The organism is Allomuricauda sp. M10 (genome assembly GCF_020782875.1).
In the GTDB taxonomy this organism is placed as follows: Bacteria; Bacteroidota; Bacteroidia; order Flavobacteriales; family Flavobacteriaceae; genus Flagellimonas.
Genome location: NZ_JAJGBN010000001.1, coordinates 33732 through 51014, shown reverse-complemented (window position 1 = coordinate 51014; position 17283 = coordinate 33732). Strand labels below are relative to the sequence as shown.

The 17283-nt window shown below is 43.2% G+C and carries 16 protein-coding genes and 1 tRNA gene; 5 read left to right on the top strand and 12 right to left on the bottom strand.

What is annotated here, in order from left to right; all coding sequences use genetic code 11:
* The first annotated feature begins 99 nt into the window (after positions 1-99).
* Positions 100-423: a hypothetical protein gene (locus tag LKX84_RS00245; protein WP_228234866.1), complete on the top strand. Its 324-nt coding sequence runs from the start codon at positions 100-102 to the stop codon at positions 421-423.
* A gap of 37 nt (positions 424-460) precedes the next feature.
* On the opposite strand, the gene pafA is transcribed toward LKX84_RS00245, so the two are convergent.
* Positions 461-2137, bottom strand: coding sequence for an alkaline phosphatase PafA (gene pafA, locus LKX84_RS00240; protein ID WP_228234865.1), 1677 nt, complete (start codon positions 2135-2137; stop codon positions 461-463).
* Positions 2138-2256: 119 nt separating this feature from the next.
* Here pafA and LKX84_RS00235 point away from each other — a divergent pair, with 119 nt between their 5' ends.
* Positions 2257-2994: an MlaE family ABC transporter permease gene (locus LKX84_RS00235; protein WP_228234864.1), complete on the top strand. Its 738-nt coding sequence runs from the start codon at positions 2257-2259 to the stop codon at positions 2992-2994.
* Positions 2994-3761 carry an ABC transporter ATP-binding protein gene (locus LKX84_RS00230; RefSeq protein ID WP_228234863.1) on the top strand — a complete coding sequence of 256 codons (768 nt, stop codon included), beginning with the start codon at positions 2994-2996 and terminating at the stop codon, positions 3759-3761. Before LKX84_RS00235 ends, LKX84_RS00230 begins: the two co-directional genes overlap by 1 nt.
* Before the next feature lie 56 nt (positions 3762-3817).
* On the opposite strand, the gene LKX84_RS00225 is transcribed toward LKX84_RS00230, so the two are convergent.
* The 9 genes from LKX84_RS00225 to porV form a co-directional block, all read right to left on the bottom strand.
* The gene (locus tag LKX84_RS00225) at positions 3818-5272 is read right to left on the bottom strand and encodes a DUF389 domain-containing protein (RefSeq protein ID WP_228234862.1); all 1455 of its coding nucleotides are present in this window, start codon (positions 5270-5272) and stop codon (positions 3818-3820) included.
* Between the two features lie 3 nt (positions 5273-5275).
* On the bottom strand, positions 5276-6355 hold the full coding sequence (locus tag LKX84_RS00220; RefSeq protein WP_228234861.1) for a mannose-1-phosphate guanylyltransferase: 1080 nt from the start codon (positions 6353-6355) through the stop codon (positions 5276-5278).
* Positions 6356-6373: 18 nt separating this feature from the next.
* Entirely contained in the window at positions 6374-6973 is a 600-nt protein-coding gene (locus LKX84_RS00215) for a SprT-like domain-containing protein (RefSeq protein WP_228234859.1), read from the bottom strand.
* A 46-nt stretch (positions 6974-7019) separates the two neighbouring features.
* Complete coding sequence (locus tag LKX84_RS00210; protein ID WP_228234857.1) at positions 7020-7697, bottom strand: SDR family NAD(P)-dependent oxidoreductase; 678 nt, start codon at positions 7695-7697, stop codon at positions 7020-7022.
* Positions 7698-7770: 73 nt separating this feature from the next.
* Positions 7771-8748, bottom strand: a complete 978-nt coding sequence (locus LKX84_RS00205; RefSeq protein ID WP_228234855.1) for a M28 family metallopeptidase — start codon at positions 8746-8748, stop codon at positions 7771-7773.
* Positions 8749-8884: 136 nt separating this feature from the next.
* The gene (locus LKX84_RS00200) at positions 8885-10513 is read right to left on the bottom strand and encodes a pyruvate dehydrogenase complex dihydrolipoamide acetyltransferase (protein ID WP_228234853.1); all 1629 of its coding nucleotides are present in this window, start codon (positions 10511-10513) and stop codon (positions 8885-8887) included.
* Positions 10514-10517: 4 nt separating this feature from the next.
* Positions 10518-11516 (bottom strand): pyruvate dehydrogenase (acetyl-transferring) E1 component subunit alpha, encoded by a 999-nt coding sequence (gene pdhA / locus LKX84_RS00195; protein WP_228234851.1) that lies wholly within the window; start codon positions 11514-11516, stop codon positions 10518-10520.
* An 81-nt stretch (positions 11517-11597) separates the two neighbouring features.
* A complete protein-coding gene (cdd, locus tag LKX84_RS00190) occupies positions 11598-12089 on the bottom strand; it encodes a cytidine deaminase (protein ID WP_228234849.1) in 492 nt (163 codons plus the stop codon).
* Positions 12090-12165: 76 nt separating this feature from the next.
* Positions 12166-13311, bottom strand: coding sequence for a type IX secretion system outer membrane channel protein PorV (porV, locus tag LKX84_RS00185; RefSeq protein ID WP_228234847.1), 1146 nt, complete (start codon positions 13309-13311; stop codon positions 12166-12168).
* A 382-nt stretch (positions 13312-13693) separates the two neighbouring features.
* Here porV and gldJ point away from each other — a divergent pair, with 382 nt between their 5' ends.
* Entirely contained in the window at positions 13694-15346 is a 1653-nt protein-coding gene (gldJ, locus tag LKX84_RS00180) for a gliding motility lipoprotein GldJ (protein ID WP_228234846.1), read from the top strand.
* Between the two features lie 63 nt (positions 15347-15409).
* Entirely contained in the window at positions 15410-16684 is a 1275-nt protein-coding gene (locus tag LKX84_RS00175; protein ID WP_228234845.1) for a UDP-N-acetylmuramoyl-tripeptide--D-alanyl-D-alanine ligase, read from the top strand.
* 15 nt (positions 16685-16699) lie between these two features.
* Here the strand turns inward: LKX84_RS00175 and LKX84_RS00170 are convergent.
* Positions 16700-16774, bottom strand: a tRNA-Val gene (locus tag LKX84_RS00170).
* Between the two features lie 29 nt (positions 16775-16803).
* Complete coding sequence (locus LKX84_RS00165; protein ID WP_228234844.1) at positions 16804-17214, bottom strand: 6-carboxytetrahydropterin synthase; 411 nt, start codon at positions 17212-17214, stop codon at positions 16804-16806.
* Positions 17215-17283 lie beyond the last annotated feature (69 nt).

Sequence of the window (17283 nt, the reverse complement as noted above, 5' to 3'; positions counted from 1 at the left end):
TCAATTACAATCCCAAATCGAGCAAACAATCTGTATTTTAATACGTTGCCAGATTTTCCTACAAAAATTCATAGATAATGGTAGAAAAACAACCTCATCATGAAACCAACAATTCAGGAGGCATCAAAATTCGAGATTGAACTTGGATCGGAAGAAATCTTGGACCGATTAAAAACCGGCTTGACCCATAAGGGCTGGAATCGATTACTACATGGTGGTCCGGAACTTTTACTTCGTTATAAGGTAAAGTCCAATTTCGGGCCATGTGGTGAAATCATCCTTATCCAAATATCAGAAATCCACCCTACTTATAGCTTGGTCGAGATTCGGAGTAAGCCTGATTTATTGAGCGGCATTTTTAAACGTAGGAGAAGGACAAGGAACATTGATAAGGTTAAAGCAGTATTCAACATTATCGTATAAAATCCCTCTTTCCCTTTAAAATGGAATAACCGAGTACTTAGTCAAACTCCAAAACCTCTGAAATGGGTTTGCCGGTTGTCCCACTCGGGAAAGCAATACCCAGAAGTGAGGCGATAGTCGGGGCGATATCCGGAATTTCCGTCCTGTTCACAGTACTACCATGCTTGATTCCTTTGCCAAAAAGCAAAAGTGGCACGTGGGTGTCATAAATTTGGGGGGTCCCGTGTGTAGATCCGGTTCTTCCATAAGAAGCATAACCTGGACTTGGCACGATCAACACATCACCGGAACGTTTTTGATTATACCCATTCTGCAGAATATAAGGGATACCTTCGGTATAATCATTCTCCCACATTTGATGACCTGTGTACACCTGACCAATACCTTCGTAGTGCAACAATTCCTTTGCAATGTCTTCTTGGGCATCATCCAAATCAATATCTAGATTGTTCAAAATCTTATGGTCCAAAAACAATTGATAATTGGATTGGTTTTTCACTACATCGGTAGTGCCATATTTGTATTTCAAAAACTCATCAAATTGTTCTTTGATCCCTTTCATATCCAGATAACCCCCAGGTAATTTTTGGTCGGTCAAGTAAGCCGGAACATTTATGGCAGCGTGATCTGCAGTTAAGAAAACCGTATACTCCCCTGCTCCTACCTTGGCATCCAAGGCTGCAAACAATCGTGCCAAATCCAAATCCAATCGGATATAAGTATCTTCAATTTCTTTGGAATTCACCCCAAAAAAATGGCCAACATAATCGGTACTGGAAAAACTAACGGCCAAAAAATCGGTTATGGCGTCCGTTCCCAATTGCTCACCTTCCAAGGCCGCAATGGCAAAGTCCGCAGTGATACTATTTCCGTATGGCGTACTCCGAAGCAAACCAAATTGCCCATTGGCATCCCACAATGCAGGAAGATCATGTGGAAAGGCCGAGGTGATCTCCCCTTTGAACATCCCTTCGTAGTTATTGGCATCCGTGCCACTTTCAGCATAGGAAGTTATGGGTCTTAAAGTTGTCCATGATTTTTTATAGACTTCAACCGCATCGGAGTTGTTGTAATTAATCACCCATTGCGGAAGGGAATTCATATAATAGGAACTCGTAATCCAGTTTCCGGTTTCACCACCTTCATACCAAAAGGCACCATTCGCGGAATGCCCTGCGGGCAAAATGGCACCGCGATCCTTTAGTGCTATCCCGATGACCTTTCCCCTTTGTTGGGTGTGCAAGCGCAACTGATCTGTGATTGTAGTCGTCAACATTCTATGGGGCGACATCTGTCCGGCATCTGATGTGGTACCAACAGACTCATAGCTATCATCCCCGGCACAATACACCATTTTTCCCGATTCCTTGTCATACCAATCATTCCCGATTATACCATGCATGGCGGGAAAGGTACCTGTATAAACCGAAGCATGACCGGGACCAGTGCTCGTAGGGGCGTAATTAAAATGATGATTTTTACCATTAAATCCCTCGTTCACCATTCTTTTAAAACCACCTTCTCCATATTGGTCCCAAAATCGGGTGAGATAATCATATCGCATTTGGTCCACAACAATGCCGACCACCAGTTTTGGGGATTGGGCCAAAAGCTCTCTTGGAACCTCTTCCTTACTATTTTTTTTTCGCTGTCCAAAGGACAAGCTGATCATGCACACCAATAAAAAGGATAAAAGAAGGTTGGTCTTTTTCATGGAAAGAAATTATTCGAACGACCACAAAGCTATTCATTTATCCTGTTTAAAAAGTTTAAATGAAGGTTAAATGCTCTACATTATTCTTATTTTTATGACCTCAAGTCCAAAGTAAACGAATGAAATACCTTGAAGCGATTGGAAAATACTTCATCATGATTTGGGAAGTATTCAAAAAGCCAACCAAGTGGCCCATCATGAGATCGTTGATCTTAAAGGAAATAGATGATCTGATCTTCGGGTCCATGGGTATCATCATATTCATCTCCTTCTTTATCGGGGGCGTAGTAACGATCCAAACGGCATTGAACCTGAACAATCCTTTTTTACCTAAAAGCCTGATCGGTTTCGCCACACGGCAATCCGTAATTTTGGAATTTGCCCCGACCTTTACCTCCATCATCATGGCGGGTAAAGTGGGATCTTATATTACCTCCAGTATCGGTACCATGAGGGTTACGGAACAGATTGATGCCTTGGAAGTAATGGGCGTGAACTCCCTTAACTATTTGGTTTTCCCCAAGATCATTGCCACTATGATCTATCCTTTTGCCGTAGCGGTTTCCATGTTCGTTGGTGTCTTGGGAGGATGGGTGGCTGCCGTTTTTGGTGGTTATGCCCCAAGTGGTGAATTCATAAAAGGGCTTCAAATGGATTTTGACGCTTTTCACATCACCTACGCCTTTATCAAATCCATCGTGTTTGCTTTTATCATTGCCACTGTGCCTTCTTTCTATGGGTATTACATGAAAGGTGGGGCATTGGAAGTGGGCAAGGCCAGTACAACATCTTTTGTATGGACCAGTGTGGTCATCATCATCTGTAACTATGTATTAACACAAATGCTTTTGGGCTGATGATAGAGGTAGAAAATGTACACAAATCGTTTGGGGAACATCATGTACTAAAAGGTGTTTCCACTGTTTTTGATAAAGGGAAGACCAATTTGATCATTGGGCAAAGTGGTTCTGGCAAAACGGTTTTTTTAAAATGTTTGTTGGGATTGTTCGAACCCGATGAAGGCCAGATCTGTTATGATGGCCAATACTATTCGGAACTTTCCATTGCGGAACGCCGAAATTTAAGACAGGAAATGGGAATGGTATTCCAGGGCAGTGCCCTGTTCGATTCCATGACCGTGGAAGGTAATGTGATGTTTCCTTTGGATATGTTCACCAACCAGTCTAGATCGGAAATGCAGGATCGTGTGAATTTTGTTTTGAAGCGCGTGAACCTGATCGATGCACATAAAAAATTCCCAGCGGAAATTTCCGGGGGAATGCAAAAGCGTGTCGCTATTGCTCGGGCCATTGTGATGAATCCCAAATATCTTTTCTGTGATGAACCCAACTCCGGACTTGATCCCAAGACTGCTATTTTGATTGATAACTTGATTCATGAAATCACCCAAGAATACAATATCACCACAGTGATCAACACTCACGATATGAACTCGGTGATGGAAATTGGGGAAAAGATCATTTTCTTGAAAAATGGTTACAAGGAATGGGAAGGCACGAACAAAGAAATCTTTAAAACGGACAATCAGGCCGTAACGGATTTTGTTTACTCCTCGGAACTATTCAAAAAAGTACGCCAAATGTACATTGAGGAGCGCAACTGATCAACCTTTTGTATTAGACTTTAGACGTAAGACTAAAGATTTTAGATATCTGTAAATTATTCCACTTCCTTGACCACTAGGGTAGAATCTTGAAGGCGCAGTTTTAACCAGGTCAACATTTTTTGGGCATCGGCATCCTTTTGGGACGAACGGATCCCATCCTTCCATTTGATGCTGAACACAGGTACGGTATCCAATTTTTTAAAGTCGGTGCTGATCTGATACGAGAATCCCATTTGGGAAAGGTTTTCGTAATTAGCCTTGGCCTCATCACTTATGGCCTTGAAAGGAATCTGTTTTTCTGCATTTTTTGACAGGTTGGATAACTCGGCTTCAAGCAATTTGATTTGCTCATCCTTGTTCAATAATTCGGCCTTGTTCTTTTCGTACAACTCGCTTACATAATTGAACTTTTCCTCGGAATCGTCTTTGCCTCCTTGAATGATATGGAGGTCGGCATCTTTCAATCGGGAAAATTGATTTTTTTGGGTACGCCACGTATTCACCACATTTTCAGGAATCAATTCATCGCCCATACAGACCAACTCGATCAATGGGGTGTTACCATCATTGTATTCAATTTTGGTCAAGTTGTCCACATATCTTCCTGCTCCCTGAAATTGGTACATTTCGATGGTATCGCCTAGAAATTCCTGGGCCTGCTTCTTAAACAGTGATTCTTGAAAAACCTGGTAGAAGGTAAATCCAGCTGGGATCATTACCAAAATCCCTGTAATGGAAGCCAATCGGGAAATCAACCTTCTTCTGTGCGAATTGGCATAACGCACCATCGGAAATCGTAAAAACTTGATAACCAAGAACGTGGCCAGTCCGATGAATATAGTATTGATAATGAACAGATAAAGGGCACCGGCCGCATAGGAAGGCTTACCGATCGCCAACCCAAAACCTACGGTACAGAGTGGCGGCATCAAAGCGGTAGCAATGGCCACACCAAAGATCACACTTGCAATCGTTCCTTTTTTAGCCCTGGCGATTACCAATGCCAAGCCCCCAAAAAAAGCAATAAGCACATCACGGATATCGGGTTTGGTCCGCGCCAACAACTCCGAAGATTCATCTCTCAAGGGAAAAAGATAAAAGAACAAAAAGGCGGTGATCACACTCAACACCACCATTACGGCGAAATTTTTGAGCGATCTCCGCAACGTATCGATGTCGTTAATGGCCAAGGAAAGTCCCATACCCAAAATTGGACCCATCAATGGGGAAATTAACATGGCTCCGATGACCACAGCGGTTGAGTTTGCATTAAGCCCGATGGAAGCAATAAAAATGGAACAAATAAGAATCCACGAGGTGTGACCTTTGAACGGAATGTCAGCAATGATGGATTCTGTAGTTGTAACGACATCGGTATTGGAACGAATTTCCAACAAATCGGAAAGAAACTTTCTGATACTGCCCAAAAGTCCCTTAAAATCCTTTCTTACTTCGTCACCACTATCTTGGTCTGGACGTGTAACCCCTTTTAATTGTTCCTTGCTCATATATTATGCAAATTGTTCCCCAAATTTATCTTTTACTTCTCCAAGTACTTTTTTGATATCCTGTTGTTTGGATTTTGGATAGATCAACAACACATCTTCCTTATCCACAATTATATAATCCTCAAGTCCATCGACCACAACAATTTTACCTTTTGGGGACCTGATCATATTGCCCTTGGCATTTTCAAGTACCACTTGGGCGTTCACTACGGCATTTTCAGAAGCATCCTTATCCAATTTTTCATACAGGGCTCCCCAAGTACCTAGGTCGTTCCAATCAAAGGTAGCAGGCAGTGTGTAAATGGATCTGGATTGTTCCAAGATAGCATAATCTATGGAAATGTTATCGGCCTTGGCATAGTTTTCCTTGATAAATGCAGTTTCTTCCATAGTGTTGTAGCATGAAATCCCTGCACCGAAAAGCTCATATTGACCGGGTTGGTACGATTTAAATGCTTCCACAATGGTTTCTACACTCCACATGAAAATTCCGGCGTTCCACAGAAAGTTGCCTTGTGCCAAAAATTCCTTGGCGGTTTCATAATCCGGTTTCTCCCTAAACTGTGACACCTTTTTCAGTTTTTCGCCACTTCCTTTTTCAAATTCGATATAACCGAAACCTGTATTGGGATACGTGGGCTGGATCCCTAAGGTGCAAAGCACATTTTCCTTTTCGCATTTATCGAAACATGCGGTTACGTCCCTTTCAAAGGCAGCCTCATCTTCAATCCAATGATCACTTGGTGCTACGATCATTACCGCGTTGGGATTCATCTTTTGAATTTTCAACGAAGCATACAAAATACAAGGTGCCGTGTTACGCATGGCAGGTTCAGATACCACCTGTTCCGGTTTTACCATTGGTAGTTGCTCCAGAACCAAATCATTATAACGCTCGTTGGTAAGGATTAAAATATTTTCAGTGGGAATGAACTTGTTCAAACGATCGAATGTCTTTTGAATCAAGGTTTTTCCCGTTCCCAACATATCATGAAACTGTTTTGGGTTTGCGGTAGTGCTCACCGGCCAAAATCGGGAACCAACCCCTCCAGCCATCAAAACTGCGTAATAATTCTTGTTCATTGTTAATCTATTTACAAATCAATTTACTAATTCCACTTCGGCATTTGGCTGGAACAGGTACATTCTGCCAGTGGCCAATTCCACGCATTCGTAACGTTTTACCTTTTTGTCTCCCTTTCTGAAGAGCTTTCCGTTATACAATCTAAAAACACTCCCATAGGGCAACTCGTATACATAGCTATTCAACCGTTCCTCAACATCAAAAGCCTTTAGTGCGATGGACAGGCGTGCATCTGTACTGCTGCTGGCTTTCGGATTCTTGAAATGGGACGCAATGATAGGTAATAATTGGTTCGGAAACACTTCTGGTCTGATAAAAGGTACCATTAAATGTTGAAAGGTACGTTTCCACTCTTCTCCATGGGGCTTTATTAAGCGACCATGCCTTTCAAAGGCCACCAAATGGGCAATCTCGTGAACCAATGTGATCAAAAATCGGTATTTGTTCAAGGATGCGTTGACCGTGATCATGTGCATGCCACCGGGCATTCGGCGATAGTCTCCATGACGAGTTACCCTATGATTCACGATCTTCAGGTGTACCCCATGTGTCTTGATGAGTTCAAAACAGGGTTCCACTGCGCGTTCCGGTAAATATTTTTGAAGGGTGGTGCTCACTGAAACAAAGGTAATTGATTCGTGGACAACTTTGCAATCAACTGATCTAAGGCGTACTGTTACTGACCTGCAATAACTTACCATTATAGAGTTTATGTCCGGTCAAGGCAAAATCCTTGATATAAGCAGCCATTTCGGCAGCGGTCACAGGGGCTTGGTAACCTGGAAAAGCTTCTTCCAACATTTCGGTCTGTACAGCACCTAAGGCCAGAACATTAAAACTGGGGCCTGTTTCCTTGAATTCCTCCGCCCAAAGTTCTGTCAATGTAATCACAGCCCCTTTACTGGAACTATACGCAGAAAGGCCAGAAAATTTGACACTCCCTTGCACCCCTCCCATGGAACTGATGGTGACCACGTGTCCGTTTTTACCCATTAAGGGAAGTACGGTCTTGGTCATTTCTGCCACACCGAACACGTTTACCTTGTAAACGCTCTCAAATTCTTCTGCTGAAATATCCTGAAACGGCTTGTTCACCAATCGCCCTGCATTGTTGATGAGCACATCGACCACATGCCATTGGGAAAGAAAATCGTTTACTTTTTGAAAATCGGAAGGATTTCCCAAATCGAATGGAAAAGTATGCACGTTGGAAAGTTGTAAACTTTCAACTGGCTTTGCATTGCGGGATAGGGCCAAAACTTGATGACCTTCCTGGGCAAATTGTTTTACCAACTCCAATCCTATTCCCCTACTTGTTCCTGTGATTACAATATTTGCCATTATCACTATAATTTGTCATTCCCGTGAAAACGGGAATCCATAAACCTTACCTTCCATCCCTTCAAGAGGACACTTAATTATTTTTGATTTCCTGGGTCGGTGCATTGGCAATCCCTTCCAACACAGGAATAGTTTTGTTCACCAAATTGGCCATATGTACAAAATCCATCTTATCCGCTTCGTCCCCAACTTTGTGATAGTGGTCAAAATTGGTAAAATCGAAAGTGCTAAACGTATGGGATGGCACACCCAACTCTAAATGGAAGGCATAATTATCCGACCTTTTGAATAAACTATATTCCTTCGCTGTGGGCAAAAATCCCACTAACTTTTCCTTAGCGTAGCCATTGCTGATATCGGCCAAGTTAGACATTTCGTAACCTGTCAGGTACATCAAATAATCCTTATCCTTCATCGGGATTCCGGTCATTTCAAAATTGAGCATAGCATATAGGTTCAAACCTTGCTCCTTCAATTCCTTGGCCAAATGTTTTGATCCCAACAATCCTTTTTCCTCAGCACTGAAAAGGGCAAAGATTAGACTTCGCTTGTTGGTTTTGTGAGTGCCAAAATATCGGGCAAACTCAAGTACTGTTGAAGTACCAGAAGCATTGTCATTGGCCCCGTTTGCAATAGCATCGCCGTTTTCCATAGGCACGATGCCAATATGATCGTAATGTGCTCCGATGACAATAAACTCCTTCTTCAATTCAGGATCATTCCCTTCCACAATCCCTACAATGTTAAACGCAGGTTTTGTGAAATTGGACAACGTATCACGATAAGAATTGAAATACGGTTTAACCCTGTAAGATTTTAGATAGTTCTCGATGTAAGTCGCGGCCAATTCTATTCCTTCGGTACCAGCATCACGCCCTTTCATATCGTCCGATGCCAAATAGTTCATCATCTCACCTATTCGCTCCGCATCCGTAAAATTTTCGGTTGTTTTTTTGATCGTGCCCGGTTCAGCAGCTGGACTGCCCATGTTCTGCGACGTTCCACATTCCATGGCAATCAAGGTCGCAAGGGCATAAAGAAAAGTTTTCATGTTATTCGTTTTTTGAATTTTAAAGATAAAAAAAGCATCCTTAAAAGGATGCTTTCATCATATGTTATTGTTCCCTTCGACTACGCTCAGGGTGACATCTCGACTGCGCTCGAACTGACAATCGATTCTCTAAAAATTATGCCAACATAGTTACTGGGTTCTCCAGATAAGCCCTCAAGGTTTGAAGGAATTGGGCACCTGTAGCTCCGTCCACTGTTCTGTGGTCACAAGCCAAAGTAACCGTCATTGTACTGCCAACAACAATCTGTCCATTTTTAACCACAGGTTTTTCCACGATGGCTCCAACGGATAAGATAGCCGAATTGGGTTGGTTGATGATGGAAGTGAATTCCAAAATACCGAACATACCCAAATTGGAAACGGTAAAGGTACTTCCTTCCATTTCGTCCGGTTTGATTTTCTTGGTCCTTGCCCTACCTGCCAAATCCTTCACCGCAGTTCCCAATTGGGAAAGGGTCAATTGATCGGCAAACTTGATTACTGGCACTACCAATCCATCTTCCACAGCTACGGCCACACCCATATGCACATGATGTTTGTACACGGTGGTATCGCCATTCCAAGAGGTATTTACCTGTGGATGTTTTTTAAGGGCCATGGCACAGGCCTTCAATACCATATCATTGAAAGACACCTTGGTGTCTGGCAAATTATTGATCTGTTCCCTTGAAGCCTTGGCATTGTCCATGTCCACTTCAATGGTCAAATAATAATGTGGTGCGGTAAACTTGGATTCACCCAAACGCTTGGCAATGACCTTACGCATGGTGGAATTCTTCACTTCTTCCACACTTTCCTGTCCTACCGGCAAATTCATTGGAGCCACTGGTGCAGCGGCTGCAGTGGTTTGGGCTGCAGGGGCACTTGCAGGTGCTGCGGATGGTTGATAGTTCTCAACATCTTTTTTCACAATCCTACCGTGATCCCCCGAACCTTTTACATTGGCTAGGTTGATGCCTTTATCACTGGCTATTTTCTTGGCCAGAGGCGATGCCAAAATACGATGGCCATCTTGGGTAACCGTAACGGTTTCCGTAGCTGTTTCGGTTTTGGGTGCTTCAGCCTTTGGAGCTTCTTCTGCGGGCGTGCTTGACGCTGTACTCCCACCGGATTGGGCATTCAAAACGGCATCCACATCGGTGCCTTCCGGACCAATAATGGCCAAAAGGGAATCCACGGGAGCGCCTTCACCTTCTTTAATTCCTATATACAAAAGTACTCCGGAATAAAAAGATTCGAACTCCATAGTGGCCTTATCAGTTTCGATTTCAGCCAAAATATCGCCTTCTTCCACCTTATCACCCACTTTCTTCAACCAGCTGGCAACGGTACCTTCTTCCATGGTATCACTCAACCTTGGCATGGTCACGATTTCCACTCCGGCCGGAATGGAAGCTGCTGCTTTTGGGGCCGCGGCTTTTTCCTCAGCTTTGGGTATAGGTGTCTCTTTTGCTTCTTCCTTGGCAGGAGCTGACCCACCGTTCAAAAGGGATGAAATATCCTCTCCTGCGTTTCCGATGATGGCCAAAAGTGAATCTACCGGAGCACCTTCACCTTCCTGAATTCCAATATGGAGTAATGTTCCTTCATGAAAGGATTCGAACTCCATGGTAGCCTTATCGGTCTCGATTTCGGCCAATATATCTCCTTCTTCTACTTTGTCCCCTACTTTTTTGAGCCATTTTGCCACGGTACCTTCTTCCATGGTATCGCTCAATCTAGGCATGGTGATTACTTCTGCCATCTAATTATAATTTATGTGGTAAAAATGGATAGTTCTCCTGTTCGTAAACAACGTCGTACAATTGCTCGATCGGTGGAAAATCTGACTCTTCCGCAAATTTTTCGCATTCGTCGACCAAATCCTTTACCTTTTGATCTATATCCTTGATCTCATCCTCGGTAGCATATCCTTTTTCAAAGATGATGTCCTTCACTTGAGTGATGGGATCTATTTTTTTGTATTCCTCAACTTCTTCCTTGGTACGGTAATGTTGCGCATCGGACATGGAGTGACCGCGGTAACGGTACGTCTTCATCTCCAAGAAAGTTGGTCCGCCTCCGGTACGTGCCCTTTCCACTGCTTTGTCCACTTCCTTGGCTACAGCGGCAGGATCCATTCCATCCACAGGACCACAAGGCATTTCATAACCCAAGCCCAATTTCCAGATATCTGTTGTGTGGGCGGTACGGGCAACTGAAGTTCCCATGGCATACCCGTTGTTCTCACAAATGAAGACCACTGGCAATTGCCACAACATGGCCAAGTTGAACGATTCGTGAAGGGCTCCTTGTCTTACAGCACCGTCACCCATATAACAAAGGGTTACGGAATCCCTTTTGAAGTATTTATCTCCAAATGCCAAACCTGTTCCCAAAGGAATCTGTCCTCCTACAATACCGTGTCCACCATAAAAACGGTGTTCCTTGGAGAAAATGTGCATGGAACCACCCATACCCCTAGAAGTTCCGGTAACCTTTCCATAAAGCTCGGCCATTACCCTTCTTGGATCCACACCCATACCAATGGGTTGAACGTGGTTACGATAGGCAGTGATCATACGGTCCTTGGTCAGGTCCATGGCATGCAGTGAGCCAGCCAAAACCGCCTCCTGTCCATTGTACAGGTGTAGAAACCCCCTGACTTTTTGTTGAATATATACGGCGGCCAATTTGTCCTCGAACTTTCTCCAGAACAACATGTCCTCATACCATTTTAAGTAAACTTCTTTGGTGATTTTTTTCATCAACGGTAGTATTAATTGAAATTTCCCTGTACTGGGGAAGAGCAAAAATACATATATATCTGTTTTGGAAAAAGAATTGATTTAAGAATCGCCCAAAAATGAGCTATTGAATGCCAAAGGCAAAATTTCCTCCATGGCATTGCACTTAAAAATGGGTCCTTTTTCCGCTTTCATTAGGATAGAAATGGGCGATTGCTGTTTGTGCTCATACTCCATGATAGCCTGCCTGCAATTGCCACAAGGTGCTGCTGGCATATCCGTTACATGGTCCTCGGAAGCCGCACTGATCGCTACGGAAACAATGGCAACACCCGGAAAACGAGCCCCCGCCTGAAATACTGCCACGCGCTCGGCGCAAAGTCCGGATGGATAGGAAGCATTCTCTTGATTGTTGCCGATAACAACTTCGCCGTTTTCAAGTAATGCGGCCGCCCCCACCTTGAAACGGGAATAAGGTGCATAGGCATTTTTGCGGGCCGCCACGGCAGCGCTTAACAATTTTTGATCATTTTGTGACAACTCCCCTTCGTCCTCAAAAACGAGAAGATCAAACCCGATCCGCTTTTTTTCCATTCGATATTAGGTATTACCCAAAAATAAGAAAACCTGTCCATGGGGACAGGTCTTCGTCTATTTATTTATTGGATGATCAGTCGTTCAAAAATTCTTCCCCAAAATTGAAGGTCAAAGAAAAACGCAAGGTGTTTTCCAAAGGATTTTTAACCTGTGAGGTAGAGAAAAGATAAGATAAGTCTATTTGGGCCGATTTAAACTTGAAACCTGCACCCATGGTAAAATACTTACGGGCACCTTTTTCGGCACTTTCGTTAAAGTAACCCCCACGCAACATGAAGGCTTCCCTAAAACGGTATTCGGTTCCCAAGGCCCAAGTGATCTCTTTCAATTCTTCACTGAAACCATCAGGAGCATCGCCAAAAGACTCGAAGATACCACTGAAGAAACTGATGTTCTGATATTCGTCGTTGTCCTCGGCGGTAATTTCACCGTCCCCGTTAAAATCCCTCGGAGTAGGAACCAATAATTTATTGAACTCGGTATTGATCGCCAGTACATTGTCTTGATCGAAAATAAAATCGAACCCGGTACCTACTTTCAAATTGGTAGGCAAAAAATTTTTCTGTCCGCCTTCATCATATTGTATAGACCCCCCTATATTGGAGATATTGAATCCCAATCTCCAACGACCATCAAAATTACTATAGGCAATTTCAGGTGATCGGTAAAAACCGGCCACATCCACTGCAAACGAATTGGCCGCTTGTGAATCCTGCGTCCCATCCTGAAATCTCAAATTGGAACTTATGAATCTACCCCCAACGGCCATGGAAAAGCTTTGGCTTAATTTAAGGGAGTAGGAACCATCCAAAGCAAATTCATTGGGTTTTACCAAAGTTGCTTCTTGATCGATCGTTTGTCTTAACTCTATTTCCCCAAGACCAAAATAACGAAGGCCAAAGGCAAAAGCACTACGATCGTTGAGTTTGTTGTAAAAAGTGGCGTTCAAAAGGGAAACATCGTTAACAATGGTTTCCAAATAAGGTGTATAGCTCACTCCTACACCCATTTTCTGGGTGGCAAAAGCATACTTTGCCGGGTTCCATTGCTGGGAATAGGCATCAAAGGAAGTGGCAACACCCATATCGCCCATACCGGATGCCCTTGCATCGGCAGCAATGGTCAAAAAGGGTACGGCTGTGGTGATCGCTCTTTCTTGCTGTGCACTTATCCTTGGGGCCACGATAAGAAACACTACCAAAATGAGTAACTTTTTCATTCGAAGTTTTTAGCGTTTAGTAAAGTTCACGTTCCAAAATACATTTGGATGTATTACCTGTAAACGGTCAATTGTACAAATTCTTGTGATAGGCTTCATATTTTTTGTTCTTTTTTCGATGTAAGTATACCTATATATAACATTAGCCCTCTTGAATAAGGCAAAGTACCGTTAAAAAGTAAGGCCTTCATACTAATTCCCTATCATCTCCGTTAGAAAAGTGTAGCCAATGCCAAAGTGGAAATGGCCAGAATTATTTGATGACCACAAAATATAATGGCAAAAACGTCGTTTTAATGCCATTGAAGGATTAAAAAATCTAAACAAGTTGAAGTTACCAAGGGTATAAAACCCTAAGTATTAAAGTACTCAAGCCCAAATTATGAAAAAACACTTTATCAAAGTTGTCCTTTCTTGCGCTATTGTGATGGGAAGTTTTTCAAGTTGTAAAAACTCTTCATCTTCCAAGGACGTCTCCAGAGCCACAGGTTGGAAAATCAACGCCAAAGAAGGAGGGTTCCAATACAATTCCGACTTCAAGGAGCAGGAAACTCCTCCTGGAACCGTATTTGTTGAAGGTGGAACCTTTACCAAAGGTAAGGTCCAAGATGACATTATGCACGATTGGAACAACACACCTACGCAACAACACGTGCAGTCCTTCTACATGGATGAAACCGAGGTAACCAATGTAATGTACTTGGAATACCTGGATTATCTTAAAGAAGTGTACCCACCAGAAAACCCAAATTACACCAACATCTATACCGGTGCCCTACCGGATACCTTGGTATGGAGAAACCGATTGGGCTTCAACGAAACCATGACCAACAACTACCTAAGGCACCCAGCCTATGCAGAATATCCTGTTGTGGGTGTGAACTGGGTACAGGCTACCCAATATGCCGAATGGAGAACGGATAGGGTGAACGAAGCCATGTTGGAAAGGGAAGGCTTTTTGGCCGATGATACCAAATACAAAGTATTGAACGGGGAAGTTGGTGGTACTTTTAGCACCGAGGCCTATTTGAACAATCCTAATTCCGTATATGGTGGCGAGATCGACTCGTTGCAAGGAAAGCAAAAACGTGACTCTGTAAACGTATTTGCCAAAAGAAGTAGCGGTGTAATCATGCCAGAGTACAGGCTTCCTACCGAAACAGAATGGGAATATGCTGCCAACGCTTTGGTTGGCTCCAGAGAGTACAACAACTACAGAGGTAGAAAAAAATATCCATGGGAAGGTGACTACACCCGTAACGGACAACGTGTGGGACGTGGTGATCAGTTGGCCAACTTTAAACAAGGTAAAGGTGACTACGGCGGTATTGCCGAATGGTCTGATGACGGTGCCGACATTACCGCTGAGGTTAAATCCTACAAACCAAACGATTTCGGTCTATACGATATGGCCGGTAACGTAAGCGAGTGGGTAGCCGATGTATATCGCCCCATTGTTGACGATGAGATCAGTGACTTTAACTACTACCGTGGTAACGTTTTCATGAAGAAAGCCATTGGTGAAGATGGTAAAGTAGAAATATTGACCGACCAGATCGTTTATGACACCTTGCCAAACGGTAAAGTGGTTGCCATGAACCTTCCTGGTGAAATCAAAGAAGTCCCAGTTGGTGAAGAAGAAACCTACCTAAGGACCAACTTTGACCAAAGTGACAACCGTGGTTATAGGGATGGTGACCCAGGATCATCAAGATTCTTCGATCGTTTCAGCGATGAAGAAGACAACAGAAAAATGTACGATTCACCACAGTTCAAAGCTGAGCGTGATTCAACAGGAAAACTGGTTCGCAAATACGACACCTCTAACTACAGGACCTCATTGATCAATGACGAGGTAAGGGTTTACAAAGGTGGTTCCTGGAGAGATAGGGCCTACTGGTTGGATCCTGCACAAAGAAGGTACATGCCCCAATATATGGCCACGGACGACGTCGGATTCAGATGCGCCATGTCTAGGGTAGGTTCCAAATCCAAAATCAAGAACAAAACAGTTAGGCACAAAAAAGCCAAATAAGAACTGTGAGCATATTTTTAAAAGCTCCGACCAAAGGTCGGGGCTTTTTTTTATCTTCGATTTATGACAATGGAAAAGCTTCATGCCCTATTTTTAGAGCATCCCATCATTTGCACCGACACCCGGAAAATTGAGGAAAACTGTATGTTCTTTGCCCTCAAAGGACCCAACTTCAATGGTAATGCCTTTGCGAAGGATGCCCTTGAAAAAGGGGCTGCCTATGCTATCATAGATGAAGAAGAGCATAAAACTTCTGACAGAACCATTTTGGTGAACGATGTGTTGGAAGCCCTTCAACAATTATCCACCTACCATAGAAACCACAACAACGCCAAGGTCATTTCTTTGACAGGCAGTAATGGCAAGACCACAACCAAGGAGTTGATCAATGCAGTAATATCAAAAAAATACAGGACCATTGCCACACAAGGCAACCTGAACAACCATATTGGGGTGCCCTTGACCCTTTTGTCCATTAAGAAAGATACTGAAATGGCCATTGTGGAAATGGGTGCCAACCACAAAGGAGAAATTGCCCATTTGTGCCAGATTGCCCAACCCAATTTCGGATACATCACCAACTTTGGAAAGGCCCATTTGGAAGGTTTCGGAGGGGTTGAAGGCGTGATACAAGGGAAAAGTGAGCTTTATGACTACCTTACCTCAAACGGTAATTACGTTTTTATGAATGCCGATGATCCCATCCAAAGGGAAAAACTGGCAACGTATACCAAAAAAATGGGGTTCAGCACATCGGATAGCACCTATTACAACATTGCTTTTGTTGAGGCGAATCCTTATGTTGTTTTGGAAGTGGAGGGCATCAGAATCAAATCCCAACTGATTGGCAAGTACAATTTCACGAACTGTTGTGCCGCCATTCTGATGGGAAAATATTTCAATGTGCCTTTGGAAGACATAAAAACGGCCATTGAAGAATATCAACCCAAGAACAACCGCTCCCAAATCATGGAGAAAAATGGCTACAAGATCATCTTGGATGCCTACAATGCCAATCCCACCAGTATGAAGGCGGCCTTGGAAAACTTTGATGCCATGGATGCTGAAAACAAGATTGTGGTTATCGGTGACATGTTCGAACTGGGTCCAACGGCGGCAGTGGAACATCAAGGAATTACCGACCTGGTACAACAATTAAATTTTGAACAGGTGTATTTGGTGGGCGAAAACTTTTACAACACCAACACTTCCTTCCAAAAGTTTAAAAGTTTTGTCGACTTCAAGGAATTTTTGACACATCAACCCATAAAAAAAGGAACCCTTTTAATCAAAGGATCGCGTGGAATGGCTTTGGAGAGGGTTTTGGAAAATTTGTAGGGAAATCAAATGAAGTGGGATATACTGGATTCGAACCAGTGACCTCTGCCCTGTCAAGGCAGCGCTCTAAACCAACTGAGCTAATATCCCATTAAAAAGCGGTGCAATATCGGAAAATATTACCAATCCCCATACTCTGCCGAATTTTTTGAGGTTTCGTGCAAAGTAATATGAAGCAATTGACCATCGGCCAGTTTGGGTTTCAAAATATCGTAGATGACCTTTACGAAATATTCGGTAGTCGGCAACAGATCCTTGAACTCAGGACAATCCTCGTTTAGGTTTTTATGATCGAAACGTTCCTCGATCTCATCACGGATCAAAATGCCCAACTCGGCCAGATCCATCACAAAACCGGTATCCGGGTCCACAGTTCCCCTAATCCTGACTTCCAGATCAAAATTATGACCGTGGTAGCTTGGGCTGTTGCATTTCCCAAAAACTTCCAAGTTCTTTTCCTTGCTCCAATGGGGATTATGGAGCCTATGAGCGGCATTAAAATGGGCTTTTCTGCAAATTGTGGCAATCATGCCGCAAATTTAAATCCTTTTCTGCAATCTATATTTCGAAATGGTAAAATTATACCCTTTCTATTGTTC